Annotated in this window: 29 protein-coding genes; 15 read left to right on the forward strand and 14 right to left on the reverse strand. The window is 46.2% G+C overall.

The features are described from left to right. Nucleotides 1–19: 19 nt before the first annotated feature. The 6 genes from R3P39_RS11835 to zapE all read right to left on the reverse strand — a co-directional run bounded on the left by R3P39_RS11835 (nt 20) and on the right by zapE (nt 5,383). Nucleotides 20–781 (reverse strand): cytochrome c1, encoded by a 762-nt coding sequence (locus tag R3P39_RS11835; protein ID WP_336567693.1) that lies wholly within the window; start codon nt 779–781, stop codon nt 20–22. Beyond that, nucleotides 778–2,079 carry a cytochrome b gene (locus R3P39_RS11840; protein ID WP_336567694.1) on the reverse strand — a complete coding sequence of 434 codons (1,302 nt, stop codon included), beginning with the start codon at nt 2,077–2,079 and terminating at the stop codon, nt 778–780. Before R3P39_RS11840 ends, R3P39_RS11835 begins: the two co-directional genes overlap by 4 nt. Next, a complete protein-coding gene (petA, locus tag R3P39_RS11845; RefSeq protein WP_336567695.1) occupies nt 2,079–2,669 on the reverse strand; it encodes a ubiquinol-cytochrome c reductase iron-sulfur subunit in 591 nt (196 codons plus the stop codon). The genes R3P39_RS11840 and petA overlap by 1 nt, the downstream gene beginning before the upstream one ends. 493 nt (nt 2,670–3,162) lie before the next feature. Further along, the gene (gene rpsI, locus R3P39_RS11850; RefSeq protein ID WP_336569306.1) at nt 3,163–3,555 is read right to left on the reverse strand and encodes a 30S ribosomal protein S9; all 393 of its coding nucleotides are present in this window, start codon (nt 3,553–3,555) and stop codon (nt 3,163–3,165) included. Between the two features lie 8 nt (nt 3,556–3,563). Further along, nucleotides 3,564–3,992, reverse strand: coding sequence for a 50S ribosomal protein L13 (gene rplM, locus R3P39_RS11855; RefSeq protein WP_336567697.1), 429 nt, complete (start codon nt 3,990–3,992; stop codon nt 3,564–3,566). 299 nt (nt 3,993–4,291) lie between these two features. Next, nucleotides 4,292–5,383, reverse strand: coding sequence for a cell division protein ZapE (gene zapE / locus R3P39_RS11860; RefSeq protein WP_336567698.1), 1,092 nt, complete (start codon nt 5,381–5,383; stop codon nt 4,292–4,294). 171 nt (nt 5,384–5,554) lie between these two features. Here zapE and R3P39_RS11865 point away from each other — a divergent pair, with 171 nt between their 5' ends. The 3 genes from R3P39_RS11865 (at nt 5,555) to R3P39_RS11875 (ending at nt 8,665) form a co-directional block, all read left to right on the forward strand. After that, the gene (locus R3P39_RS11865; protein WP_336567699.1) at nt 5,555–6,010 is read left to right on the forward strand and encodes a YhcB family protein; all 456 of its coding nucleotides are present in this window, start codon (nt 5,555–5,557) and stop codon (nt 6,008–6,010) included. Nucleotides 6,011–6,134: 124 nt separating this feature from the next. Then, nucleotides 6,135–7,487, forward strand: a complete 1,353-nt coding sequence (locus tag R3P39_RS11870) for a DegQ family serine endoprotease (RefSeq protein WP_336567701.1) — start codon at nt 6,135–6,137, stop codon at nt 7,485–7,487. A 98-nt stretch (nt 7,488–7,585) separates the two neighbouring features. Further along, complete coding sequence (locus R3P39_RS11875) at nt 7,586–8,665, forward strand: trypsin-like peptidase domain-containing protein (protein WP_336567702.1); 1,080 nt, start codon at nt 7,586–7,588, stop codon at nt 8,663–8,665. A gap of 55 nt (nt 8,666–8,720) precedes the next feature. Here R3P39_RS11875 and murA read toward each other — a convergent pair whose 3' ends face one another. From murA to R3P39_RS11910, 7 genes are read right to left on the reverse strand one after another with little or no spacing between them, the layout of a single operon-like run. Continuing rightward, a complete protein-coding gene (gene murA, locus R3P39_RS11880) occupies nt 8,721–9,980 on the reverse strand; it encodes a UDP-N-acetylglucosamine 1-carboxyvinyltransferase (protein WP_336567703.1) in 1,260 nt (419 codons plus the stop codon). A 13-nt stretch (nt 9,981–9,993) separates the two neighbouring features. Beyond that, nucleotides 9,994–10,251: a BolA family protein gene (locus R3P39_RS11885; protein ID WP_336567704.1), complete on the reverse strand. Its 258-nt coding sequence runs from the start codon at nt 10,249–10,251 to the stop codon at nt 9,994–9,996. A 5-nt stretch (nt 10,252–10,256) separates the two neighbouring features. Beyond that, a complete protein-coding gene (locus R3P39_RS11890; RefSeq protein ID WP_336567705.1) occupies nt 10,257–10,562 on the reverse strand; it encodes an STAS domain-containing protein in 306 nt (101 codons plus the stop codon). After that, on the reverse strand, nt 10,549–11,232 hold the full coding sequence (locus R3P39_RS11895; RefSeq protein WP_442962055.1) for an MlaC/ttg2D family ABC transporter substrate-binding protein: 684 nt from the start codon (nt 11,230–11,232) through the stop codon (nt 10,549–10,551). The genes R3P39_RS11890 and R3P39_RS11895 overlap by 14 nt, the downstream gene beginning before the upstream one ends. Before the next feature lie 2 nt (nt 11,233–11,234). Continuing rightward, complete coding sequence (gene mlaD, locus R3P39_RS11900) at nt 11,235–11,780, reverse strand: outer membrane lipid asymmetry maintenance protein MlaD (protein WP_336567707.1); 546 nt, start codon at nt 11,778–11,780, stop codon at nt 11,235–11,237. Between the two features lie 13 nt (nt 11,781–11,793). After that, on the reverse strand, nt 11,794–12,573 hold the full coding sequence (mlaE, locus tag R3P39_RS11905) for a lipid asymmetry maintenance ABC transporter permease subunit MlaE (protein WP_336567709.1): 780 nt from the start codon (nt 12,571–12,573) through the stop codon (nt 11,794–11,796). Beyond that, nucleotides 12,570–13,376 (reverse strand): ATP-binding cassette domain-containing protein, encoded by an 807-nt coding sequence (locus R3P39_RS11910; protein WP_336567710.1) that lies wholly within the window; start codon nt 13,374–13,376, stop codon nt 12,570–12,572. Before R3P39_RS11910 ends, mlaE begins: the two co-directional genes overlap by 4 nt. Nucleotides 13,377–13,552: 176 nt before the next feature. Between R3P39_RS11910 and R3P39_RS11915 the strand changes: the two genes are divergently transcribed. From R3P39_RS11915 to mgtE, 12 genes are all read left to right on the forward strand, one after another. Beyond that, on the forward strand, nt 13,553–14,512 hold the full coding sequence (locus R3P39_RS11915; protein ID WP_336567711.1) for a calcium/sodium antiporter: 960 nt from the start codon (nt 13,553–13,555) through the stop codon (nt 14,510–14,512). 69 nt (nt 14,513–14,581) lie between these two features. Then, complete coding sequence (locus tag R3P39_RS11920; protein ID WP_442962069.1) at nt 14,582–15,493, forward strand: KpsF/GutQ family sugar-phosphate isomerase; 912 nt, start codon at nt 14,582–14,584, stop codon at nt 15,491–15,493. Beyond that, complete coding sequence (kdsC, locus tag R3P39_RS11925; RefSeq protein ID WP_336567713.1) at nt 15,493–16,044, forward strand: 3-deoxy-manno-octulosonate-8-phosphatase KdsC; 552 nt, start codon at nt 15,493–15,495, stop codon at nt 16,042–16,044. The genes R3P39_RS11920 and kdsC overlap by 1 nt, the downstream gene beginning before the upstream one ends. Next, nucleotides 16,041–16,595 carry an LPS export ABC transporter periplasmic protein LptC gene (gene lptC / locus R3P39_RS11930; RefSeq protein WP_336567715.1) on the forward strand — a complete coding sequence of 185 codons (555 nt, stop codon included), beginning with the start codon at nt 16,041–16,043 and terminating at the stop codon, nt 16,593–16,595. The genes kdsC and lptC overlap by 4 nt, the downstream gene beginning before the upstream one ends. Further along, nucleotides 16,585–17,130: a lipopolysaccharide transport periplasmic protein LptA gene (gene lptA / locus R3P39_RS11935; protein WP_336567716.1), complete on the forward strand. Its 546-nt coding sequence runs from the start codon at nt 16,585–16,587 to the stop codon at nt 17,128–17,130. The genes lptC and lptA overlap by 11 nt, the downstream gene beginning before the upstream one ends. Continuing rightward, nucleotides 17,127–17,852, forward strand: a complete 726-nt coding sequence (gene lptB, locus R3P39_RS11940) for an LPS export ABC transporter ATP-binding protein (RefSeq protein ID WP_336567717.1) — start codon at nt 17,127–17,129, stop codon at nt 17,850–17,852. Before lptA ends, lptB begins: the two co-directional genes overlap by 4 nt. 46 nt (nt 17,853–17,898) lie before the next feature. Continuing rightward, the gene (locus R3P39_RS11945) at nt 17,899–19,398 is read left to right on the forward strand and encodes an RNA polymerase factor sigma-54 (RefSeq protein WP_336567718.1); all 1,500 of its coding nucleotides are present in this window, start codon (nt 17,899–17,901) and stop codon (nt 19,396–19,398) included. Nucleotides 19,399–19,427: 29 nt separating this feature from the next. Then, a complete protein-coding gene (gene hpf, locus R3P39_RS11950) occupies nt 19,428–19,715 on the forward strand; it encodes a ribosome hibernation promoting factor (RefSeq protein ID WP_336567720.1) in 288 nt (95 codons plus the stop codon). Nucleotide 19,716: 1 nt separating this feature from the next. Further along, nucleotides 19,717–20,175, forward strand: a complete 459-nt coding sequence (gene ptsN, locus R3P39_RS11955) for a PTS IIA-like nitrogen regulatory protein PtsN (protein WP_336567721.1) — start codon at nt 19,717–19,719, stop codon at nt 20,173–20,175. Further along, entirely contained in the window at nt 20,168–21,034 is an 867-nt protein-coding gene (rapZ, locus tag R3P39_RS11960; RefSeq protein ID WP_336567722.1) for an RNase adapter RapZ, read from the forward strand. Before ptsN ends, rapZ begins: the two co-directional genes overlap by 8 nt. Further along, nucleotides 21,034–21,303, forward strand: coding sequence for an HPr family phosphocarrier protein (locus tag R3P39_RS11965; RefSeq protein WP_419147285.1), 270 nt, complete (start codon nt 21,034–21,036; stop codon nt 21,301–21,303). The genes rapZ and R3P39_RS11965 overlap by 1 nt, the downstream gene beginning before the upstream one ends. Before the next feature lie 238 nt (nt 21,304–21,541). Beyond that, nucleotides 21,542–22,900 carry a magnesium transporter gene (gene mgtE, locus R3P39_RS11970; RefSeq protein WP_336567724.1) on the forward strand — a complete coding sequence of 453 codons (1,359 nt, stop codon included), beginning with the start codon at nt 21,542–21,544 and terminating at the stop codon, nt 22,898–22,900. 43 nt (nt 22,901–22,943) lie between these two features. On the opposite strand, the gene pmbA is transcribed toward mgtE, so the two are convergent. Then, nucleotides 22,944–24,293, reverse strand: a complete 1,350-nt coding sequence (pmbA, locus tag R3P39_RS11975; protein WP_336567725.1) for a metalloprotease PmbA — start codon at nt 24,291–24,293, stop codon at nt 22,944–22,946. Between the last annotated feature and the right edge of the window lies 1 nt (nt 24,294).

Genomic DNA, 24,294 nt, shown 5'->3' on the forward strand with positions numbered 1-24,294 from the left:
TTACCTTTGGATATTCAAATTAATGAACATCTCTCCAGTACTCTTTCTTCAAGAAGAATGCCAGGATGAAGAAAATAACTAAGAAGCCTAACACTTTATATCCTAATGCTTCTGACTCTAGGCGAGAAGGCTCACCGACATAAGCTAGGAAGTTAGTGATATCACGAGCCGCTTGGTCGTATTCATCAACACTCATCTCACCAGTACCATCGGTTTCGGTGCCTACTACCTTGGTTACTGTTTTTGTTACTTTTTCGCCGTTTTCCATCACTTCAACTTGATGCTCTTCAGTGATAGGCGTTGGCAAGCCTTGCAGCTCTTGCAGTACGTGTGGCATACCCACCAGTGGGAAGACCATATTGTTTACGCCAAATGGGCGCGACTCATCTTTATAAAACGACTTCAGATAAGTGTAAATATAGTCTGGAGACTTAACACGAGAAATCAATGTTAAATCCGGTGGTGGAGCACCAAACCACTTTGCTGCATCTTCTTGATCCATCGCGTTTAAAATATGACTACCCACTTTAGAGCCGTCAAAAATAAGCGTTTCTTCACCAATATCAGTTGGAATACCGATATCGCGGAAGGTACGCTCATAGCGCTGGTATTGCATCTGGTGACAGCCTAAGCAGTAGTTCATGAACAACTGCGCGCCACGTTGCAAAGATGCTTTATCTCTTAGGTCGTTGTTAGCTTCCATCAATGGTACTGATGGGCCTGCTGCCATCGACAACGTTGGCAACAATGCGAATAAACCGATTACTAGCTTTTTCATCATTTCGTTAACCTCGTTGGTAATGGCTTCGTCTTCTCATTTTTACTATAGAAGAACAACAATACGAAGAACATGAAGTATGTCACAGTCGTGATTTGCGACAACAACGTTTTAAAGTCAGTTTGTGGTGTTGCACCAATCCAGCCAAGGATAATGAAAGTCACAACAAACTGTGCAATGTTCAACTTGTGTAGACCACAACGGTAACGAATAGAGCGTACCGAGCCACGGTCAATCCAAGGCAGTAACGCTAGCGCTACAATCGATGCACCCATTGCTAATACCCCGATTAACTTATCTGGGATAGCACGTAGAATCGCGTAGAACGGTGTGAAGTACCAAACAGGGAAAATATGTTCTGGTGTCTTCAATGGGTTAGCTGCTTCAAAGTTTGGCGCCTCAAGGAAGAAGCCATTCATTTCCGGTGCAAAGAACACAATAGCACAGAAGAAAATTAAGAAGCCTGCCACACCCACTACGTCTTTTACGGTGTAATACGGGTGGAATGGAATCGCATCAACAATGTCTTTTTTGCTGGTGTAGTACTCATGGAATTTGAATTTAGGCTTATCTTCTTCAGCAACAGTGCCTTTCTTACGTTTGATTTCAACGCCGTCAGGGTTGTTTGAGCCCACTTCATGTAATGCCACAATGTGAAGGAAAACTAGGATAACAAGAACCAATGGCAGTGCAATAACGTGTAAAGCAAAGAAACGGTTAAGCGTTGCACCAGAGATTACGTAGTCACCACGGATCCATAAAGTTAAGTCATCACCAATAACTGGGATCGCACCAAACAGTGAGATGATTACCTGAGCACCCCAGAATGACATCTGACCCCAAGGCAATAGATAACCCATAAAGGCTTCAGCCATCAAGGCTAGGAAGATGAACATACCAAATAGCCAAAGCAATTCACGAGGCTTTTGGTAAGAACCGTAAATCATGCCACGGAACATGTGCAGATAGACCACCACAAAGAAAGCCGAGGCCCCAGTGGAGTGCAGATACCTTAGCAACCAGCCGTATTCAACGTCACGCATGATGTATTCAACTGAAGCGAATGCGCCCTCAGCTGAAGGAACAAAGTTCATCGTTAGCCAGATACCAGTTACGATCTGGTTAACAAGTACAAGAATGGCCAACGAGCCAAACAAGTACCAAAAGTTAAAGTTTTTCGGCGCTGGGTATTGCGCAATGTGCATATTCCAAACACGCGTCATTGGAATACGATCATCAATCCAGTTTAACACCTTACCCACGGCGCCCGTATTTGCTGCTTTATCTACTTGACCAGACATTATGCAACCCCTTCTTCTTCACCTACCAAGATGGTAGTGTCGTCAATAAAGGTATACGGAGGGACTTCTAAGTTGAGTGGTGCAGGTACGTTTTGGAATACACGACCAGCCATATCAAACTTGGAACCATGACAAGGACAGAAGAAACCACTTTCCGTGCCTTCTACTTTTTCACCAAAGCTTCCGTTTAAGAACGTTGGTGAACATCCTAAGTGCGTACAAATCCCAACCGCTACGAAGATTTCAGGTCGCTTAGAACGATGATCGTTCTTAGCAGACTCTAGCTGCTGAGGCTCTTCAGAGTTAGGATCACGAAGTTGGCCTTCGTGTTGTTTCATTTGTTCTATCATTCTAGGTGTACGAGAAACAATCCATACCGGTTTGCCTCGCCACTCAACACGAATAAGTTGTCCAGGTTCAAGTTTGCTGATATCTACTTCTACAGGCGCACCTGCAGATTTAGCTCGCTCACTTGGATTCCAGGACGCAATAAAAGGAACAGCAGCTCCAACCGCACCAACGCCACCTACGACAGAGGTAGCGATAGTTAAAAAGCGACGTCGGCTGTTGTCTACAGGCGCATTGCTCATCCACTTATCTCCACTTGATTCCCAACACTTGCTATATTGAGAACATCAGTTACAGCAGGTTAATTTAAGAAATTACAAAATAGACGCGATCATAAATAAATCCCTTGATTAAAACAAGGTTATTTCAGACCCATGCCCCAATAAACCTATGCTTAGGTTACCTCGAGCATGAGACCGCCAATCTATAATACCGCATCAGGCATCACAATAAACTGACTAAGATCAACCCCTACAGGGGATACGCAACAACACGCGTGTCTGGATCTCAGGTCTTTCTACTTGCTCCGCCAATTGTAGCAAAAAAAACCGCCAAGTTATCGCTCCAATTGCACTAATTATTATATTTATTGAACTTTTTTTACGATTTAAATCGTGAAGGCTTAATTTGTAGGAGCAGCGCAAAGGCAAGATGGGGTTAAACAGAAACCTTTATCGCGTAAAAACAAAAAACCCAGCATAAAGCTGGGTTTTTGAATTCTTGAAACGTAATAAATTAACGCTTTGAGAACTGTGTCTTCTTACGTGCTTTCTTAAGACCCACTTTCTTACGCTCAACTTTACGAGCATCGCGAGTAACAAAGCCAGCTTTACGTAGAGTAGGACGTAGAGACTCGTCAAACTCCATTAGTGCACGAGTGATACCGTGACGGATAGCACCAGCTTGACCAGTAGTACCACCACCTGCAACAGTGATGTGTAGGTCAAACTTTTCTGTCATTTCAACAAGCTCTAGTGGCTGACGAACAACCATACGAGCCGTTTCACGACCGAAGAACTCTTCTAAAGAGCGTTTATTGATTACGATGTTGCCAGTGCCTGGGCGTAAGAATACGCGAGCACTTGAACTTTTACGACGACCTGTACCGTAGTATTGATTTGCCATGATAGTGCTCCTTAAATGTCTAGAACCTGAGGCTGCTGTGCAGCGTGGTTGTGCTCGTTACCAGCGTAAACTTTAAGTTTACGGAACATTTCACGACCTAGAGGACCGCGAGGTAACATGCCTTTAACCGCTTTCTCGATGATCATTTCAGGCTTTTTAGCTTGAAGTTTCTCAAAGTTTAGAGACTTAAGGCCACCTGGGTAACCAGTGTGCGCATAGTACATTTTGTCCTGAGTTTTGTTACCAGTTACAGTAACTTTCTCAGCGTTGATTACGATGATGTAGTCACCAGTGTCAACGTGTGGAGTGTACTCAGCTTTATGCTTACCGCGAAGGCGACGAGCGATTTCAGTAGCGATGCGACCTAAAGTTTTACCTTCAGCGTCAACTACGTACCAGTCACGTTTTACAGTTTCTGGTTTAGCAACAAACGTTTTCATTATAAAAATCCAAAGTTTTCAATTTAAAACCACAGGCAGTCCTTAGACTACCGCTCTACTTGTATTTGCTTAAAACCCCTTCGAGTTTAAGACTTTGATGCCGCTCAAGTCAGTGGCTAAGCCGACGAGGGCAATAGAACGCAACGTGGCAGGCCGCGGATTATAGCAAGGCTTAAAAACGAAAACCAGCGCTTGGTGCTTTTTTCTACAAGAAAATTGCGGTTAATTAGGCTGCTAGTGTCACGGTCGAATCACAGCGGCTTGAATTGCGGCTTTTTTCTTACTGCCCCGTCATTTGCTTAGGCTAAATGCTCACGGGCGAGGTATTCATGGGACTGCATTTCTTGCAAGCGACTAATGCAACGTTTAAATTCAAAGGTTAAGGTGCCTTGCGTGTACAATTCGGTGATCGGCGCAGCAGCGGAGATGATAAGCGTTACATTGCGCTCATAAAACTCATCCACCAAGGCAATAAAGCGCCGTGCAGCATCGTCATTATGCTGCCCCATTTGTTTTACGTTCGACAAAATAACGGTGTTATAAAGACGGCTTATCTCCATGTAATCCACTTGTGAGCGCGCGGTTTCACACAGCGCGGTAAAATCGAACATAACAATACAATCCGACACCATACGGGTTTGGATCTGTCGCCCTTCTATTTCGATGCTTTGATCTTTTTGCCCCGGCTCAGGAGAAAGCTTCTCGAAGTACTCAAATAAATTATCGTCGGCTTGTTGATCCAACGGGCTATGGAAGATTTCCGCTTGCTCTAAGGTGCGTAAGCGATAATCAATGCCGGAATCCACATTCACCACTTCCGTGTTTTGCTTTACTAACTCAATGGCCGGTAAAAAACGCGCTCGCTGCAGGCCGTTTTTATATAGCTCATCGGGAATAATGTTAGACGTTGCCACTAACACAATGCCACGTTCGAATAAGGCTTCCATCAACCCACCGAGCAACATGGCATCGGTAATGTCTTGGACAAAAAACTCATCGAAGCAAATGATGTCGGTTTCCGCTTTAAAAATATCGGCAATAGTCTCAAGCGGGTTTTTTACCTCTTTGAGCTTTTTTAGCTCGCTATGAACCCGATGCATAAAGCGATGAAAATGCACCCGCATTTTGCGCTCTGTTGGCAAGGCTTCGTAAAAAGTATCAACCAGATAGGTTTTACCGCGCCCCACTCCGCCCCAAAAATATAGGCCTTGAACTTTAGGCTGCGACGGCTGCTTACCCAGCAGGCGCGCAAAGAAGCCTAATTTCGGTTCCGGCTGGTTGACCAAATCATCATAAAGGCGCTGCAAATGCTTAACGGCATTTTCCTGCGCACTGTCGTATTGAAAGTCATCACGTTGTAGGTCTTGCTGATATTTTTCCCAAGGCGTCATCGAGTTAAATATTTTTTTGCGATTTGTTTGCCAGTTATATTAACACGACTGGGTTCTAAGCGTATATTAAATAACAGTCTCATTAATACTGTTCGATACGTAAGTTTAATTGCTATTACCCTAGCCGTATCGTATTTTCATTTGCCATTGCAGGCACACAGGGAGAAACCTATGACTACCGTTACTTGGCTTGGACTACTCATTATTGTTGCGATTGCCGCCTTCTTTTTAGGCAGCTTTATCACCAAAAAACAGTTCAAGCACGATGAGCTTGAAATTCAAGCACAACAGGCTAAGCACGACTTAGAGCAATACCGTCAGGATGTCTCAGATCACCTAGCCGGCACGCGCAAGCTAGTTAATAAAATGCAAGACAGCTACTCGCAATTGCTAAGTCATGTTGAAGAAACCAATCAGCTGCTGACCAAAGAACGTCCTTCTCACCCGCAAGATCCGTTCTTCTCGAAAGAAACCACTGAGCAGTTGCAAGCCTCTTTACAGGCGCGCCCTGAGAAACGACGTAAACAAGACCCTAGCTTCGATGCGCCGCCTAGCGACTACGCGGAAGGAGAAACGGGGTTATTTTCTGGCGATAAAAAAGAAAGTGAGCAAATTAAAGCCTCTTGATGAACTTTTTTTTGCCCCCATAGTCTTTAAAAGAAGCTATTGATTGCAAATAAGGGCCTGTTTATCAGTCCCTTATGTTCGCGTTTTATAAGATTAACGCTTTTTTGCGGAGTACTTCACGACTATGAAATTTAAATTATCTTTGCTATCAGCCGCACTGCTTTCTTCCAGTCTATTGCTGTTACCGCAGCAAAGTGTGGCCAAGTTACCCGTTGCCGTAGATGGCCAACAATTACCCACCTTAGCGCCCATGCTAGAAAAGGTCGCCCCGGGCGTTGTAAGTATCCAAGTCCGCGGTGCCAAAGAAGTGCGCCGTCGCGTTGACCCCTTTGACTTTTTCTTTGGGCAACCACAACCACGGAGTCAAAAGCGGCCGTTCAGTGGCCTAGGCTCGGGTGTTATTATTGATGCCGATGAAGGCTATGTGGTAACCAACAACCACGTCATTGATGACGCTGATGAAATGATAGTAACACTCAAAGATGGCCGCGAATTCAAGGCAAAATTGCTTGGCAGCGATCCGGAATCGGACATCGCATTGCTGCAAATCGATGGCGATGATCTCACCGAGGTAAAACTGGCTAACTCCGATAAGTTAAGAGTCGGCGATTTTTCTGTGGCTATTGGTAACCCTTTTGGTCTCAGTCATACCGTCACTTCGGGCATTATCAGTGCCCTTGGTCGCAGTGGACTAAACATTGAGGGTTACGAAGACTTTATTCAAACCGATGCTGCCATTAACCAAGGTAACTCTGGTGGCGCACTGGTGAATCTAAAGGGCGAATTAATTGGCATTAACACCGCCATTTTAGGTTCTTCGGGCGGCAATGTTGGGATTGGTTTTGCAATTCCTTCCAATATGATGAAAAACTTGGTGGATCAGATTGTCGAGTATGGTGAAGTGCGTCGTGGCTCGCTCGGTATTATGGGCCGTACACTAGACGCGGGCCTTGCCAAAGCACAAGGCTTTGACGTTAAGCGTGGTGCTTATGTCATGCAAGTACTCAAAGACTCTGCCGCCGATGATGCCGGGCTGAAAGCCAACGATGTCATTGTTAGCCTGAACGGCGACGCCATTGAGAGCTTCAATGAATTACAAGGCAAAATTGCCACTATGGGTGAAGGTCGTGAGGTGACGCTGGGTATTTACCGTGATGGTGACATCCGTGAAATCGACGTGGAACTGGGTGGTCAGCAACAGCAACAAGCCAATGCCGAAGACATCCATCCGATGCTCCGTGGTGCCGTGTTAGAAGGCGGTGAACGCAATGGTAACGAAGGTGTGGTAGTGGTTTCTGTCGAATCGCGTTCACCTGCAGCCCGAGTTGGCCTAGAAGAAGGCGACGTTATCATGCAAGTGAATCGCCAACGCGTCACCAATGTTAACGACATGTCTAAGTTAATTGATAACATCCAAGGGAATATTGTTTTAGGTATTAAGCGCGGCCGCGAAACCGTGTTCTACTTAATCCAATAACCAGCCACTATTTAGGAAAGAAACACAGCGAAACTTGTCGCTGTGTTTTTTTTTGTGTCATTATTAGTAAATTACAAAAATTATAAGTTTAAGCGCTCGTGTTCAAATTATTTAAGTTTATCTTCCCGCCTTTATTGGCCGGGCTAGGTATTGCTTTCATTGTTATCTGGTTTAACCCAGAGCTGCGAAGCAATTTACCACAATTAGAGGTCTCACCGCATACCCAAGCCAAGCATATGAGTTTTGCTGATGCCGTCGATAAAGCGGCCCCCGCAGTGGTGACCATTTTTTCAGAAGGTTTCAGTAATCAACCTAGATACCAACGGCAAAGCACTGTCAGAGAGCTCGGCTCTGGGGTGATTATGAGCCGCGATGGCTATATCCTGACCAACTATCATGTGGTGAATAATGCCGACCAAATCATTGTTTTACTCACCGACGGCAGACAGTATACCGACACCCAATTAATTGGCTTTGACACCATTACCGATTTGGCGTTACTGAAGATCCCAGCGGAAAACCTGCCGGTGATCCCCATCGATAACAGTTTTAATCCCAGAGTCGGTGATGTGGTGTTAGCGATTGGTAACCCACTGAACTTAGGGCAAACCATCACTCAAGGGATCATTAGCGCAACAGGCAAGCAAGCACTTACCGACAGTCAATTTAACAGTTTGTTGCAAATGGATGCTGCGATTAATGTGGGTAACTCGGGTGGTGCGGTAGTGAACTCCAATGGCGCCCTAGTTGGGATTACCTCAGCCCAGTTTAGAACTCGGCTTAACATTGATATCCAAGGTATTTCATTTGCCATTCCGTACGACCTTGCCCTTGAGGTAATGAACAAGTTGATCATGGACGGGCGAGTTATTCGTGGTTATTTAGGCTTTAGAGGCACTCCGGTGGACAACACCGGGAAAAGTGTCACAGATCTGTACACGCCCATTGTGGGACTCGCGGTGAGCGACCTTGACCCATTGGGACCGGCTTGGCAGGCGGGAATGAAAGAGGGAGATATTGTTGTCAAAGTGGCCGGAGATGCGGTTACTAACCCACAGCAAACACTAAAGAAAATTGGCAATACCGCGCCAGGTACTAAGCTCAAATTTGAAGTGTTACGTGGCGGTAAGCGGCTCAACATCAACGTTGAAGTCGCAGAACTAGAAACCGGATACTAACCGGGTATCAGTGAAAAATCAGCGCAAGCAGTGTCCTGTTTGCGCTGAGTTACTATTAGCTCTTGCGGCGTTTGATATTGGCTCCCAGTCGACTGAGCTTATCTTCAATCTTCTGGTAGCCTCTATCCACATGGTAGATACGATCAACCACCGTTTCACCGCTGGCGACAATCCCGGTCAAAATAAGACTGGCTGAAGCACGTAAATCCGTTGCCATTACCTGTGCTCCCGTTAAGGTCTCGGTATCTCCACAAATCGCGGTATTCCCTTCTAAACGGATATTAGCGCCCATACGCTGCAATTCCGGCACATGCATAAAACGGTTTTCAAAAATGGTTTCCGTGATGGTGGCATTGCCCTCGGCAACCACATTAAGCGCAGTAAACTGTGCCTGCATATCGGTTGGAAAGCCAGGGTGCGGCATGGTCTTAATATTTACCGCTTGTAACGTGCGCTGACGCATATCGACGTAAATACTGTCGTCATTAACTTCAACCAAGGCATTGGCTGCTCTGAGCTTTTCAAGTACCGGCTCAAGGCTATGGTAGTCGGTGTTTTTACAGAGCACTTCGCCTTTCGCCATGGCCGCAGCAACCAAAAAAGTACCGGTTTCAATTCGGTCGGGTAGAATTTTGTGCTCACAGCCTTGCAGCTGCAAGGCCCCTTCGATTTCGATGCGGCTAGAACCTGCACCGGTAATATTAGCGCCCATGGCTTGTAAGCAATCAGCTAGGTTAATAATCTCGGGTTCGCGGGCGGCGTTTTCTAGAACCGTCTTGCCATCAGCCAGCGCGGCGGCCATAAGCAAGTTTTCTGTGGCGCCGACGCTCACGGTTTCCATGAAAATTTCTGCACCGCGTAAACGGCCAGAGGTCACGGCGTGAATGTAGCCATTCTCAACTTTAATGTCCGCGCCCATTTTCTCAAGTCCAGAGATATGTAAGTCAACTGGACGAGCCCCAATTGCACAGCCACCAGGTAAAGACACTTGAGCTTTACCAAAGCGGGCTAACAAAGGTCCTAAGGCCAGCACTGAGGCACGCATTTGCTTTACCAGCTCGTAAGGCGCAATCACGCTGTTTACTGTGCTACCGTCTATGACGAGCACATCGCCATCCCATTCAACCGCTGCACCAAGGGTTTTTAATAAGGCCTCAGTGGTACCAATATCACGCAAACGCGGAACATTTGTAAAGCGGCACTGACCGTCGCTCAAAAGCGCAGCAAACAGGATGGGAAGAGCCGCATTTTTGGCCCCAGAAATAGTGACTTCACCGGCTAACGTGGTGCCACCTTGGATAACAAACTGATCCATTTATGGCACTCCGCTATTGTGGCAGGATAAATTTGCGCTCTTTTTGCCACTCATCCGCAGTGAAAGCGCGAATGCTAACGGCGTGGATAGTACCGTCTTTGATGGTATCCATTAACGGACCATAGATCAGCTGCTCACGCTTAAGCCTTCTTAATCCGTCAAAACACGCTCCAACTGCAATCACTTCATAATGGCTACCATTCGCTTTAACAATGATTTCGTCCAGCGATAGCGTTTCTTTTAATAGGGTTTCGACTTGATTTGTTTCCATTAGACTCACTCAAATAAGGTTGTCACCTGCCCCAGCTCCATCAAACTTTGCAGCTGCACAGGTGTATTTTTCAGCTCTAGACGAATGTCTCGCTGTTTTAATTGACCTAAAGAGTGAATTAACCAAGCTAAGCCCGCAGTGTCAACCCTTGTCACTTCAGAAAGGTTAAAATTGACGGTTGATTGTGCATTTTTCAACAATTCGGTGATCTCAGACCCTTGTAGGGCACTTGGCAAACTCTCTCTTGTCAGTTCGCCATTTAACACGATTTCACCTTTACTTTGCGTGAATGAGATTTTAGGCGCTGCCATCATCACCTCGAAACTGCACTGGCAGCTTACTTTTTTTATCCAGTAGCTCTATCACATGCTCAATCCCTTGCTGCCGCAAGATACCATGAAGCTCAGTTTGTTTGGCGTCAAGTAAACTAATTCCTTCAGCCATCATATCGTAGGCGCGCCAATCATTATCCTTACCACGACGTACTTTAAAATCGATTTTGATGTCGGGTTTACCCGCTTCAACAATCTTAGTTTTGACAATGGCAATGTTCTCCCCCTCAAAAGGTCGATGCTCACCAAACACCACTTCCTGATCTTGGTACTGGGTAAATACACCGGCATAAGTAGCAACCAAGTAGTTTCTAAATACCTCTATAAACTCTCGGATATGCTCTATCGCGGCAGCTTTTTGTTGCTGATCTTCCATATTGCGCACGGTTTGGATATAAGCCCCTAGCACGCGGTAAGCTGCATACTTGTAATCAATGTATGGCATTAGCTCTTCTTCAACGATAACACGTAAGTGCTCTTTGTCTTGCTCAATAATTTCTTGCTCTCGAGCCACCCGTGCAAAGGTCTGATCGGCAACTTGCTCTACCATTTTATAGGGGTTGCTCTCATCCACTTCTTTAGCGCTAATTGGCAATGCAAATAACAGAGCGAGCAGCAGTGCCAACCTAATATTAAACATCTTGTGCATTTCTATTCGCTCCCTTGATTAAACAAGAATTGGCCGATTAACTCTTCTAATACTAGTGCAGATTTGGTGTCAGTGATCATGTCACCGTCTTTCAATGCCTTGGTTTCAACCCCAAAGAGTGATTCTATATCAACGCTGTCGCTGCTAGTCACCTCTTGCCCAAGGCATTTTTGTTTTGCCGACTCTGCGGCAATAACAGGCGAAATACCCAAGTATTGCTCACCTAAAATACCTGACGTAAGAATGGATACCGAAGAGGTATCGGAGAACTGACACTCATAGTTACGGTCAATGCTCATTGATACCACTGGCACAAATTCTTCAGGGTGAATATGGATTTTTTCCACGCGACCTATGACAACACCACCCACTTTAATTGGTGCACGGGTTTTTAACGAACCAATGTTCTCAAACTTGGCCTCTAGCGTGTAGGTTTCGCCATTTCCTGCGATACCTGTGTTGGCAACCTTTAGGGCTAACAATACAAACGCGCCAATCCCAAGCGCAACGAACAAACCAACTAAAATCTCTGTTTTCCGTGAATTCATTTTTTAAAACCTTTTAACTTGAGAACATAACTGCGGTTAATACAAAGTCAAAGCCAAGCACCGCCAGTGATGAGTGCACCACTGTCTCAGTGGTGGCTTTACTGATCCCTTCTGAAGTTGGGATACAGTCATAGCCTTTGTATAACGCAATCCAAGTTACCAATAACGCAAATACGAAACTCTTAATAAGTCCGTTCAAAATATCTTTTTGGAACGACACTTGCGACTGCATAATCGACCAGAAGCTGCCTGAATCGACACCTAGCCAATCAACACCCACAAGATGTGCACCGAGTATGGCAATCGCAGAGAAAATTAATGCCAGTAACGGCATACTGATAACCCCAGCCCAAAACCTTGGCGAAATCACTCGCTTCAGTGGATCTATAGCCATCATTTCAAGACTGGATAGTTGCTCCGTTGCTTTCATCAAGCCAATTTCGGCAGTTAACGCACTCCCCGCCCGACCAGCAAATAACAATGCGGTTACCACAGGTCCCAGCTCACGCAATAAGCTTAATGCCACTAAAGGCCCTAAACTGTCTTCGGCACCGTAGCCCACCAAAACAGTATAGCCCTGTAGCGCCAATACCATACCAATAAATAGCCCCGACACCATGATGATTAATAGCGACTGGTGACCCACTTGGTATAGCTGTTTAATCAATAATGGCGTGCCTTTACGAACATTTGGCAAACTAAACAATGTGCCTGCAAGCATGCTAGTAGCACGACCCAAAGCCGCAAATCGACTTAAGGTTTTATGACCAAGGCGCTGAAGTAAATCCATCATTTGACACCTCCAGATAACAACGCTTGCTGATAATCCGGCGCTTCATAATGAAATGGCACTGGGCCATCAGCCAAGCCTTGCAGGAATTGCTGCACCAATTCTGATTCATGCTGCAACATTTGTTCGGGTGTGCCTGACCCAATCACGCCTTGATCGGCAATTATGACCACGTGATCGGCAATACTGAGTACCTCAGTAACATCGTGGGTAACAATGAGGGAAGACAAGCCCAGCACTTCATTGAGGGATTTAATTAACCGCACCAACACTCCCATTGAAATAGGATCTTGGCCTGCGAATGGCTCATCATACATGATAAGTTCAGGGTCTAATGCTATGGCTCGAGCCAAAGCCGCACGGCGCGCCATACCGCCGGAGAGCTCAGCTGGTTGCATGTCTTTTGCACCACGCAAGCCCACCGCTTGCAGCTTCATTAACACAACAAGGCGGATCAGTTCTTCTGATAACTCGGTATGCTCTCGCAGTGGAAAAGCCACGTTATCAAACACACTCATATCGGTAAACAAGGCACCACTTTGAAATAACATGCTCATGCGAGTTCTTGCTTGATAGAGTGCGGTTCGAGACATTTTAGGAATGCTGTTGCCAGCAAAAACAATATCACCGGAGTCCGGCTTAAGCTGACCACCAATCAGGCGCAACATGGTGGTTTTACCAATCCCGCTTGGCCCCATAATGGCGGTAATTTTGCCCTTGGGTACGGAAAAGCTCATGTTTTTGTAGATGATCCTTTCACCTCGAGAAAAGGTTACATCCTTGACTTCTACAATTGACTGCGACAAGTCGCTCTCCAGATCGAGACTAAATTCATCCCTATATGATACTTTTTTTTCAATCAAGATGGAAAATCGTTTTGGTAAATTTTTGTAAGTTTGTAAATGTCGCGGTTTACTTATACTTTCGATGGCGCTTTTGGTAGTATCTACGAAAATTTAAATCCGTTTCTGGCTAGAGGTTTATGGTTCTATCGTTTGTTATTCTGGTTCTGGGCTTTATCGCCTTAGTTTGGAGTGCCGATCGTTTTGTATTCGGAGCCGCAGCGTTAGCACGTAACTTTGGCGTGCCAACCTTAATCGTAGGGTTAACCATTGTTGCCATGGGCTCTTCTGCACCAGAAATGATGGTGGCTGCACAAGCTGCTCTCGCAGACAAAACCGACACCGCGGTAGGCAACGCCATTGGCTCTAATATTGCCAATATTTTATTGGTGCTGGGGATCACCGCTCTACTGAGGCCATTATCTGTCGGCTCCGGTATTTTACGCCGAGAAATGCCGCTATTAATTCTGGTTTCCCTAGGTGCTTGGTACATCGTCAGTGATAACGCCTTTAGCTTCAGCGAAGGGGTGGTCTTGTTAGTGGGCTTTATCACCTTTATTGTGGCGCTAATTATCGTCACCAAAAACAGTGGCGGCCAAAGTGATGACCCCTTAGTCAGCGAAGCTTGCGACGAAGTGCCCGATAATATCCCCACCCAAAAAGCCGTTTTTTGGCTCGTTGTCGGCATGGTGCTATTACCAATTAGTGCCGATTATTTAGTCGGTGCTGCGGTGGATATTGCCAAATACTTTGGCATGAGCGATCTATTAATTGGACTGACCATCATTGCCATTGGTACCAGTTTGCCGGAATTAGCAGCCTGTATTGCTGGGGTGCTGAAAAATGAAGATGACTTAGCCCTGGGCAACATCATTGGCTCCAATATTTTTAATATCCTCGCTGTTTTATCCATTGCTGGCATTATCAACCCCGCTAATTTAGATTTAAATATAGCGTCGCGAGATATTTATATCATGCTTGGTGCCACACTGTTGTTATTGCTTATGAGCCTGAGCATCACTGGCAAACGTCGCATCAACCGTATTGAAGGTGGCTGCTTGCTAGCTGGATTTACGGCGTACATTTATTACATTATTTAGGAACTGGCTGTGTCAACACATCATTTCATTGCTTCTGCCAAGCACGTTTTTGCAACCGAGCTCGCTGCAATCGAAGAAGTGCAGCGTTTTGTCGACTCAGAGTTTGCTGCAGCCTGTGAACTCATGTTTAATTGTCAGGGTCGAATTATTGTCGTTGGTATGGGAAAATCGGGCCATATTGGTAACAAGATAGCCGCGACCCTAGCCAGCACTGGCAGCCCAGCGTTTTTCGTGCACCCAGGAGAGGCCAGTCACGGCGATTTAGGCATGATCACTGCGGATGACGTCATTGTCATGATTTCCAACTCAGGGGAAACCCAAGAGGTGGTGTCAATTCTACCGGTGATCAAACGCCTTGGCGCCCCGGTCATTGCCATGACCGGAAACCCAGAATCAACGATGGCGAAAAATGCCACGGTGCATGTCTGTGTTAAAGTGTCTAAAGAGGCGTGCCCACTAGGATTAGCGCCCACGGCCAGCACCACAGCGACCTTAGTGATGGGCGATGCCATGGCGGTCGCTTTACTCGAAGCACGAGGCTTCACCGCGGATGACTTTGCCCTTTCTCACCCTGGTGGCAGCCTTGGCAAACGCTTACTACTGACACTCAATGATGTGATGCACAGCGGGGATACTATCCCTATGGTCCATGAGCTCAGTACAGTGAAAGAGGCCTTATTTGAAATGTCAGCTAAAGGCTTAGGTATGACCGCCATTATCGATGACCACAAATGCCTTAAAGGGATTTTTACCGATGGTGACTTGCGTCGTATTATCGAGCAAAAAATCGATATTCATAGCACCCCCATCACCCAAGTAATGACGGCCAAATGCACCACCGGGAAAGCCAATATGTTGGCAGCTGAAGTGCTTAATATTATGGAAAAAAAGCGCATCAATGGCTTAATTGTGGTGGATGATAACAACAGCCCGATTGGTGCTTTGAATACTCAAGATTTGCTGCGAGCAGGAGTGTTATAATGCAGTTTAAAGATTTATATCAGCCCATATCTGAGTCCGCTTGGCAGCAAGCCAGCAAAATTAAATTACTTATTTGCGACATTGACGGTGTTTTTTCCGATGGTCGCATATACTTAGGCAATAATGGCGAAGAACTAAAAGCGTTTAATACCAAAGATGGATTTGGCGTCAAAGCGCTCATTGACAGTGGCGTTGAAGTGGCCGTTATTACCGGTCGCCATTCACAAATTGTTCAGCAGCGTATGACTAGCTTGAATGTAAAGCACATTTATCAAGGCCAAGAGGACAAGTTGCAAGCCTATCAAGCACTGAAAAACACACTCAATCTAAGCGACAGTGACATTGCCTACATAGGCGATGACGGCCCAGATTTGCCAGTAATGGCGCAAGTGGGTTTTGCTGTAGCGGTCAACGATGCTCACCCGGTGATTAAACAGATTTCAGATTACATTACCTTGCAGCCAGGGGGCTTTGGCGCAGTGCGAGAGCTCACCGACTTATTGATGTTAAGCCAAGGTCATAGCCTAACCACCAAAGGTGTCAGTGCATGACCGTACTTCGTGTCATCTTACTTATTGTTTTCGCAGCCATCATGGTGTGGATGTGGTCTCCCATGTTCAACCAAGATACTAGCCGCAAAAGCCAAGGAGATGAGCCGCTGGCTAAACCTGACTATGTCGCCACCGCATTACAACAAACCACCTACAGTGAAAATGGCTTGCTCAACTACCAAGTCACGGCAGATAAGATGGAACTCTATCAAGACCTTGGTTTTAGCCATTTTGAGAAACCCATTTTCACTTTGTACAACGGCGAGCAAAATTGGCGCATTAGCGCCCTTGAAGCCACGTTATATGAAAACAACACCCTGATTTTAGAGGGCCAGGTACTAGCACAAAACTTAGTGCCAAACGCCATGATAAGCGATATTAACGCCGATAATGTCAGAGTCGATATTAAGCAAAAATTGATGAAGTCGGAACATCCAGTCATTATTACAGGTCCTAGTGTTAAGATCACCGGAAAAGGCCTGCATGCGGATTTACACAACCAAGTGATCGAACTCATCAATCACACTAAGACAATTTATTATGACCAGTAAAGTAATGAACAAACTCGTTTTTTTAGGCTTATTAGCTGCCGCTACCAGCGCGCTCGCCGCGGAGCAAAATGAAGTCATCATTGATTCCGGCAGACAGCAAGCCCAGCTACAGAGCAACATTGGTATTTTTGAGCAAAACGTGGTGATTATCCATGGTGACAGAAAAATCCAAGCCGACCGCCTAGAGGTCCATCGTCGCGCAGAGCTTGGCACCAACAAACAATTATTGGTTGCCACCGGAAGCCCAGCTATTTTTAGTGAAAAGCAAGCGGATGGTAGTTTATTAGAGGCTAAAGCCAATGAAATTCGTTACGACGTCGCAGCACTGACGCTAGTCATTTCCGGTGACGCCGAAATTAGCCAAGCAGGACAAAAAATTAATGCTCAGGTCATCACCTATGATATTGAACAACAACTGATCAGCGCAGAACGTTCAGGACAACAAGACTCCAGGGTCAGAACGGTATTAGTGCCGGTTAATGAGGGCGATGAAAACAAAAAAGAAAAAGAACCATCGCAAGGTAACAATCCATGAGCGTATTAACAGCAACGGGGCTTGCCAAAAGCTACAAAGGCCGACAGGTGGTCAAAAATGTTGAGTTAAGCGTTGAAGCTGGCAGCATTGTCGGTTTATTAGGGCCTAATGGCGCTGGCAAAACCACCACGTTTTATATGATCGTAGGCTTAGTGCCTAGCGACAAAGGTGAAATTAGCATCAATGATGAAGACATCACGTTATTGCCAATGCACAGCCGTGCCCGAATGGGGATCGGCTATTTACCCCAAGAGTCCTCGATTTTTCGTAAGCTTTCCGTATACCAAAACTTAATGGCCATTTTAGAGACCCGTAAGGACTTAACCAAGGCCCAACGCGAAACCGAACTCAATGAACTATTAGATGAGTTTAATATCCAGCATATTCGCGACTCACAGGGAATGGCATTGTCTGGTGGTGAACGACGTCGAGTAGAGATCGCCCGAGCACTGGCGGCCAACCCGAAATTTATTCTCCTTGATGAACCTTTTGCTGGTGTTGATCCCATTTCGGTGTTAGATATAAAGACCATTATTGAACACTTAAAAAATCGTGGCATTGGCGTGCTAATTACGGATCATAATGTCAGGGAAACCCTTGATGTATGTGAAAAAGCTTATATTGTTTCACATGGGGAATTAATCGCATCAGGTACGCCAGAACACGTTTTAGCCGATCAAACCGTAAGAGATGTCTACCTAGGCGAACAATTCAAGCTATAGTTAAGACGTAGTAATAATAACTGTTAAAAGGGATTGTTAAAGATACATGAGGCAATCATTACAGCTGCGCATGGGGCAGCAACTTACAATGACTCCACAACTGCAACAGGCGATTCGCTTGCTGCAGCTCAGTACGTTGGATTTGCAACAGGAAATCCAAGAAGCACTGGATAGCAATCCGTTGCTAGAAGTGGAAGAAGGTGAAAACGCTGATACCGAAAGCTTGGAGCAAAACAACCAAGAAAAATCCGCTGCAGACGAAGGTCAAGCATCTCAGGAAGAAGCGCCTGTCAGTGATTATGAGCTCGATTCTGATACCGCCATGAGTAAAGACACGGTCAGCGATGACTTAGCCATGGACGTCACTTGGGATGAGTATATGAGTGCAGCCCCTGTTGCCAGCTCTGCACCTCTTCCTGATGATGATAATGTTTATCAAGGAGAAACGTCTGAGTCGCTGCATGACTATTTGATGTGGCAATTAGAGCTCACTCCTTTTAGTCCCACGGATAGAGCCATTGCTATTGCTATCATTGAGGCGGTAGATGTCTCAGGATTACTTACCCTAAGCTGTGAAGACATTCTCGACAGCATTAATGACGCAGAAGCAGAGGAACCGATAGAATTAGACGAGGTGGAAGCCGTACTCAAGCGTGTGCAGCTGTTTGACCCTGTCGGTGTTGCCGCGCGTAGCTTGCAAGAGTGTTTGTGTATTCAGCTTAACCAATTTGCACCAGAGACGCCTTGGCTGGCAGAAACCAAAATGATCCTTACCGAGCACATCGATCTGTTGGCGAGCCGAGATTACCGTACTTTAGCGAAAAAAACCCGGCTCAAAGAAGCTGAGTTGAAAGAGGTGATGACTCTTATTCATAGCCTCAACCCCAAACCGGCCGCCAGCATTATTCGTGAAGAGCCTGAGTACGTCATTCCTGATGTCTCGGTAAAAAAAGTAAAAGGTCGCTGGGTAGTTGAACTCAACCCAGATGCTATGCCGAAAATCCGCGTTAATGACCATTATGCGGCCATGTCTAGAACCGCTCGCTCTAGTGCTGATAGCCAATTTATTCGCTCCCACTTACAAGAAGCTAAGTGGTTTATTAAAAGCTTAGAAAGCCGTAATGATACTTTATTAAAAGTAACCAATTGCATTGTCCAACAACAACAGGCATTCTTTGAACATGGCCCTGAGGCAATGCGCCCTATGGTACTTAATGATGTCGCTGAGATGGTTGATATGCATGAGTCTACAATTTCTCGTGTCACCACCCAGAAGTATATGCATACGCCTCGTGGTATCTTTGAGTTAAAGTATTTCTTCTCTAGCCATGTAAGTACCGAAAACGGCGGTGAGTGCTCATCTACCGCGATTAGAGCGCTCATCAAGAAGCTAATAGCTGCAGAAAATACCGCTAAGCCATTAAGCGATAGCAAAATTGCAGATATTTTAGCTGAGCAAGGAATTAAGGTAGCGAGACGTACGATTGCAAAATATCGTGAATCCCTAGCCATTCCACCGTCAAATCAACGCAAAAGCTTGATTTAAGACGTAAAAAACCAAGAAGGAAAATGCTTATGCAACTAAATCTAACTGGTCGCCATGTAGAAATCACAGACTCATTACGAGACTATGTCACCAACAAGTTTGCGAAGCTAGAGAGGCATTTTGATCATATAAATAACGTTCACGTGATCCTTGATGTTGAAAAGCTGGTACAAAAGGCAGAGGCAACATTACACGTCAACGGCGGTGAGCTGTTTGCATCAACCGAGCATCAAGACATGTATGCGGCGATTGATAAGCTCATTGATAAGCTAGACCGTCAAGTTATCAAACACAAAGAGAAGCTCACTCGACACTAAAATGAAATTATGCACATTAGTGAACAAGGACTGTAGCAAAGCTGCGGTCCTTTTTAATAGCAAAAAAAGGATCCTCGAGTACATCAGCGAGTTGGCCCACAAGCAACTGCCTGATGTCGGTAAACACGTCATTCTCGATGCCTTAATGACACGGGAAAAACTCGGCAGTACTGGGATTGGTAAAGGCATAGCCATACCTCATGGTCGGGTTCAAGGTATTGAAGAGATCCTAGCGATGGTACTGGTCAGTAAGCAGCCGATCTCCTTTGAAGCAATCGATAAACAACCCGTGGACATTTTTGTCGCGTTTATTGTCCCTGAGGGCAATAATGAAGAACATTTAAAAACTTTAGCTGCTATAGCTGAAAAACTGCAAGACAAATCGTTTTGTAAACAGCTACGGCACGCCAAGACCGATCAAGAGCTTTACGCGGTTATCCAAGGAGACGATAATGAGTGATGAAGACAAGGGATTAGAGTTAATCATTATTAGTGGCCGCTCTGGTTCTGGAAAATCAGTGGCTTTACGCGTGTTAGAGGACTTAGGCTATTACTGCGTTGATAACATCCCAGTCAACCTGCTGCCTTCTTTGGTGCGCAGCGTATCGGATAATTACAATAAAATCGCTGTCAGCATCGACGTTAGAAACCTACCCAAAGAACAAGACGAATTTAACGACATACTTGAGTATCTTCCTGGATTTGCTAAGCCCGCTCTATTTTATTTAGATAGTGACGATCAGACCCTTATAAAGCGCTTTTCCGAAACCCGACGTTTACACCCACTATCGCTGCATAACTTGCCACTCGATTTAGCAATAAAGAAAGAGCGCGAGCTATTGGATGTCTTGATCACCCGAGCTGACTTTTTACTCGACACTACCAGCCTCAGTGTCCACCAGCTAGCAGAAGAGATCCGCGAGAAGATTTTAGGTAAAAAAGACAAACAACTGATCATCACCTTTGAGTCATTTGGTTTTAAGCATGGTATCCCTAAGCAAGCCGACTACGTGTTTGATGCCCGCTTTTTGCCCAACCCCCATTGGGAGCCAGAGCTAAAACCATTAACGGGCTTAGATCAGCCGGTGATTGACTACCTTGCTAGCCACAGCATAGTGCAGAAGTTTACTTGGCAAATTCAAACTTTTGTGCAAACTTGGCTGCCACACTTAGAGCGTAATAACCGCAGTTATTTAACCATAGCCATTGGCTGTACTGGCGGTCAGCACCGCTCTGTTTATCTGGCGCAAACCATTGGCGAACGCTTTGCCAAAACTCACAGTAACGTCAAAATACGCCACCGTGAGCAGGAAGGCTGATGCAACAAGGGACCTTTTTAATCAAAAACAAACTCGGCTTGCATGCCAGAGCCGCGTCGGTGCTGGCGCAACTAGCGACGCAATTTGATGCCTCGGTCACGCTTTATCAAGGCGATAAGTCAGCCGCCGCTGATAGCGTGCTAGCACTGTTATTGCTTGAGAGCAGCCAAGGTAAAGAGGTTAAGGTGGTGTGCGAAGGCCCTGACGCTGATAAAGCGCTGGCTGAAATTGGCGCCTTGATTGAAAATAAATTCCACGAAGATGAGTAATACCAAGCTGTTTGGATAACTCATCTTTACTGTCCACCTTCACATCCTGTCGTCATAGCTGATCCGGTGGCGCTTTTCTTTACTCTACTTGGTAGTTTTTTGTAAAGTGGGTTACACTGTATTGCCCTCCTGGCGCTGCATGTAAGGTTGCTTCTCTGCAATAAAACAACAAAATAGCTAGGGTAAAATATAAAACCAACAACCATAGTATTCAGTATTAACACGCAAAAGGATGCCTATGCCTGAAGTATTTGAGCAAGACTACACACTGGAACAACTGCAAAAGGTGACAAAAGCCTTAAACAGTGGACAGTTTGTTCAAGTTCGGCGGGTATTAGCTGAAACCGCGCCGTGTGATACTGCTCTTTTACTCGAGTCTTCACCGCATAAAGTCCGTGCCATGCTCTGGCAATTGGTCGACCCAGATATTCAAGGGGATGTCCTTGAAGAACTGTCCGAGGACGTGCGTTTGGGGATCATCGCGCAGATGGAACCGGAGCTCATCGCAGCGGCTACCGAGGACATGGATGACGACGATCTCGGCGACGTATTAAGAAGCCTGCCTGATACCGTTTATCAAGACGTGATTGGCGCCATGGATAGCCAAGACCGCGATCGCGCCACCCAAGCCTTATCGTACAAAGAGCATTCTGCCGGTGCTTTAATGAGCACCGATACCGTCACCATTCGCCCCGACGTCACCTTGGAAGTGGTATTTCGTTACTTGCGCTTAAAAGGTGAGTTACCCGATGGCACCGATGAGCTCTATGTGGTCGACAAAGACAACTGCTTTTTAGGGGCGTTAACCATCAATTTATTATTAACCAGCTCACCTGAGAGCTTGGTGCGTGACTTGATGGATGAAGACAAAGAAACCATCCCTATCTCGATGGATGAATCAGAAGTGGCACAACTGTTTGAGCGTCACAACTGGATCTCAGCGCCTGTGGTGGACGATAACGCGCATTTGCTAGGCCGAGTCACCATCGATGACGTCGTTGATGTTATTCGTGAGGACGCTGAGCACAGTTTACTAAGCATGGCCGGCCTTGAGGATGAAGAAGATACCTTTGCACCGGTGATGAAAAGTAGCCAGCGCCGCTCTATTTGGCTTGGCATTAATCTTTTAACGGCGTTACTGGCGGCCTTTGTTGCCAGTTTCTTTGAAGGCACGTTAGATATTCTGCCCATTCTTGCGGTATTAAATGGCATTGTGCCCAGCATGGGTGGTGTGGCTGGTAGCCAAACGCTCACCTTGGTGATACGGGGTATCGCCCTTGGCCACATTAACCAAACCAACCAACGATTTTTACTCGGCAAAGAGCTGGCCATTGGGGCGCTCAATGGCGTGCTTTGGTCTGTGCTCATCGCTGGGGTGATTGCTATCTGGCAGTGGGACTTTAAACTCGGCGGTGTGATTGCCTTTGCAATGTTTATGAACCTGGTGGCGGCAGGTATTGCCGGCGCCAGTATTCCCATCATTTTAAAGAGAATGAACATCGACCCAGCATTGGCCGGCAGTGTGGTGCTCACCACAGTCACCGATATAGTGGGTATTTTTGCTTTCTTAGGTACCGCAACCTGGCTGCTGGTTTAGGGTATTAGCACGATGCTGGCACATGCCAGCATCGTGGGCCGTGTTACTCTCCACCAACCTGCATATTATTAACCAGCACCGAGCCGGTTTGCACCGCGCCGCGCTGCTCAATATCACCGCCAATGCCCTCAATACCCATAAACATGTCTTTTAGGTTTCCGGCAATGGTGATTTCGCTAACGGGGTATTGGATTTCGCCATTCTCCACCCAAAACCCTGCCGCGCCACGAGAGTAGTCACCCGTCACCGTATTAACACCTTGCCCCATAAGCTCGGTTACCAACAACCCAGTGCCCATATTAGCGAGCAGGCTAGTGAGATCATCGTGAGTTGGCTTGACCAACCAGTTATGAATACCCCCGGCGTGCCCCGTCGCTTCCATTCCTAAGCGTCGTGCTGCATAGCTTGCCAACAGGTAAGTATTTAACACACCATCGGTGATAATATCGCGGTCCACCGTCTTGACTCCTTCGCTATCAAAGGGGCTAGACGCTAAGCCACGCATTAAGTGAGGCTTTTCTGCAATGTTGACACAAGGGTTAAAGATTTGCTCACCGAGTGTGTCGAGTAAAAAGCTCGATTTACGATAAAGCGCCCCACCGCCAATACCGGCAACAAGGTGGCCAAACAAGCTATTGGCGATGTCGGCACGAAATACCACCGGCACTTTTGCCGTTGATACTTTACGGCTCCCAAGCTTTGCCAGTGTTGCAGTGGCAGCTTCCAAGCCAACATCGTGGGCCGATTTTAACTCACCATGCACCCGTGAAATGGTGTAAGCAGAGTCACGTTGCATTTGCTCGCCTTCCTTACCAATCACCATAGTGCTTAAGGTATGGCGAGTGCGCGGGTAGCCGGCAATGAGTCCGTGGCTATTACCATATACTCGGATCCCTTGGTGACTAGCAAGGCTGGCGCCATCGGAATTAACAATTCTGGGGTCGGCTTCCAGAGCTGCTTTTTCTGCTTCAATACACTGAGCGACTCCCTCTTCGGGCGTTAATTGCCATGGGTGAAATAAGTCCAGCTGCGGTGGCGACATTTCCAGTAGCTCTTTATCGGCAATACCATTACAAGGGTCATCCGAGGTAAAACGCGCAATATCAACGGCTTTTTCTACCACTGTGCGCAAGGTCTCAGGGCTTAGATCGGCGGTAGACGCCGAGCCCTTATGATTACCGACATATACACTGATCCCCAAGCCGCCATCTTGGTTAAACTCTATGGTTTCAACCTCCCCCATGCGGGTGCTAACGGAGAGCCCTGAGGTGCTCGACATGGCAGCTTCTGCAGAGGTTGCACCAAGCTTTTTAGCATGCTTAAGCACCTCTTCTACGGCATTTTTTACTTCATCAATTTGGCTATATATTGGGTCTTGTGAGGAGTGCGTCATA

This window comes from Pseudoalteromonas sp. UG3-2 (assembly GCF_037120705.1).
In the GTDB taxonomy this organism is placed as follows: Bacteria; Pseudomonadota; Gammaproteobacteria; order Enterobacterales; family Alteromonadaceae; genus Pseudoalteromonas.

Excerpts from the sequence above, each read along its gene's own strand:
- R3P39_RS11835 (WP_336567693.1), bottom strand. The coding sequence starts at position 781 with ATGATGAAAAAGCTAGTAATCGGTTTATTCGCATTGTTGCCAACGTTG.
- R3P39_RS11840 (WP_336567694.1), bottom strand. The coding sequence starts at position 2,079 with ATGTCTGGTCAAGTAGATAAAGCAGCAAATACGGGCGCCGTGGGTAAG.
- petA (WP_336567695.1), bottom strand. The coding sequence starts at position 2,669 with ATGAGCAATGCGCCTGTAGACAACAGCCGACGTCGCTTTTTAACTATC.
- rplM (WP_336567697.1), bottom strand. The coding sequence starts at position 3,992 with ATGAAAACGTTTGTTGCTAAACCAGAAACTGTAAAACGTGACTGGTAC.
- zapE (WP_336567698.1), bottom strand. The coding sequence starts at position 5,383 with ATGACGCCTTGGGAAAAATATCAGCAAGACCTACAACGTGATGACTTT.
- R3P39_RS11865 (WP_336567699.1), top strand. The coding sequence starts at position 5,555 with ATGACTACCGTTACTTGGCTTGGACTACTCATTATTGTTGCGATTGCC.
- R3P39_RS11870 (WP_336567701.1), top strand. The coding sequence starts at position 6,135 with ATGAAATTTAAATTATCTTTGCTATCAGCCGCACTGCTTTCTTCCAGT.
- murA (WP_336567703.1), bottom strand. The coding sequence starts at position 9,980 with ATGGATCAGTTTGTTATCCAAGGTGGCACCACGTTAGCCGGTGAAGTC.
- R3P39_RS11885 (WP_336567704.1), bottom strand. The coding sequence starts at position 10,251 with ATGGAAACAAATCAAGTCGAAACCCTATTAAAAGAAACGCTATCGCTG.
- R3P39_RS11890 (WP_336567705.1), bottom strand. The coding sequence starts at position 10,562 with ATGGCAGCGCCTAAAATCTCATTCACGCAAAGTAAAGGTGAAATCGTG.
- R3P39_RS11895 (WP_442962055.1), bottom strand. The coding sequence starts at position 11,232 with ATGCACAAGATGTTTAATATTAGGTTGGCACTGCTGCTCGCTCTGTTA.
- mlaD (WP_336567707.1), bottom strand. The coding sequence starts at position 11,780 with ATGAATTCACGGAAAACAGAGATTTTAGTTGGTTTGTTCGTTGCGCTT.
- mlaE (WP_336567709.1), bottom strand. The coding sequence starts at position 12,573 with ATGATGGATTTACTTCAGCGCCTTGGTCATAAAACCTTAAGTCGATTT.
- R3P39_RS11915 (WP_336567711.1), top strand. The coding sequence starts at position 13,553 with ATGGTTCTATCGTTTGTTATTCTGGTTCTGGGCTTTATCGCCTTAGTT.
- kdsC (WP_336567713.1), top strand. The coding sequence starts at position 15,493 with ATGCAGTTTAAAGATTTATATCAGCCCATATCTGAGTCCGCTTGGCAG.
- lptC (WP_336567715.1), top strand. The coding sequence starts at position 16,041 with ATGACCGTACTTCGTGTCATCTTACTTATTGTTTTCGCAGCCATCATG.
- lptA (WP_336567716.1), top strand. The coding sequence starts at position 16,585 with ATGACCAGTAAAGTAATGAACAAACTCGTTTTTTTAGGCTTATTAGCT.
- lptB (WP_336567717.1), top strand. The coding sequence starts at position 17,127 with ATGAGCGTATTAACAGCAACGGGGCTTGCCAAAAGCTACAAAGGCCGA.
- R3P39_RS11945 (WP_336567718.1), top strand. The coding sequence starts at position 17,899 with ATGAGGCAATCATTACAGCTGCGCATGGGGCAGCAACTTACAATGACT.
- hpf (WP_336567720.1), top strand. The coding sequence starts at position 19,428 with ATGCAACTAAATCTAACTGGTCGCCATGTAGAAATCACAGACTCATTA.
- ptsN (WP_336567721.1), top strand. The coding sequence starts at position 19,717 with ATGAAATTATGCACATTAGTGAACAAGGACTGTAGCAAAGCTGCGGTC.
- rapZ (WP_336567722.1), top strand. The coding sequence starts at position 20,168 with ATGAGTGATGAAGACAAGGGATTAGAGTTAATCATTATTAGTGGCCGC.
- R3P39_RS11965 (WP_419147285.1), top strand. The coding sequence starts at position 21,034 with ATGCAACAAGGGACCTTTTTAATCAAAAACAAACTCGGCTTGCATGCC.
- mgtE (WP_336567724.1), top strand. The coding sequence starts at position 21,542 with ATGCCTGAAGTATTTGAGCAAGACTACACACTGGAACAACTGCAAAAG.
- pmbA (WP_336567725.1), bottom strand. The coding sequence starts at position 24,293 with ATGACGCACTCCTCACAAGACCCAATATATAGCCAAATTGATGAAGTA.